We start from the raw sequence: 570 nt of genomic DNA on the forward strand, positions 1-570 counted from the left end.
TCATACTGTTGCAGGTACTTCTGGCTCTGATGACTGGCGTAAGCCGATTGAAGCATAACATCGCTAAACAAATGAGCATTTGTTTGCGTTAAGTAAACGATGTTTTTGCTTAGTTCAAATAGGCGGGGCACTTTGGTGTTCCCGTTTACTTAGAAGGCGTACTTGGCACTGTTATGCTCCTGTTTTTTATTACAGTTTAATCAATAAAGAGCATAGGTTAGCGCATTCATTCTAAATGAATGTTTTATTCTCTGATTTTTAACTTCACCACCAATGGTGGAGATGAACTCCCATTTTAATAAGGATATCCGCATGGCGCTTTTAGGCTCAGGGTTACGGTTTCATTTTAAAGCGCAATGTTTAGATTTGGACAATGTTGATATCCTCGATTTCAAGTTTATTGAAAGTTTGTCACGCCCTTTTGAGGTGAAGTTGAGTTTGTTAAGTCGACTTGACAACCTGACTCCTGAAGCTGTTGTTGACCAAACAGGCTTAATGACTTGGACTCAAGATGGTCATGTCGAGCGTTATGTTCACGGTATTGTGAGTCAGTTTATTAAAGGTGATACG

1 protein-coding gene is annotated in these 570 nt (G+C 39.6%); it reads left to right on the forward strand.

The annotated features are described in order from the left end of the window. Positions 1 to 312: 312 nt before the first annotated feature. Positions 313 to 570: contractile injection system protein, VgrG/Pvc8 family (locus tag J8L86_RS21025; protein WP_247663606.1), on the forward strand; the 258-nt coding region annotated here is incomplete at its 3' end.

The sequence above is a fragment of the Shewanella sp. MMG014 genome (assembly GCF_018100775.1).
Lineage (GTDB): Bacteria > Pseudomonadota > Gammaproteobacteria > Enterobacterales > Shewanellaceae > Shewanella > Shewanella japonica.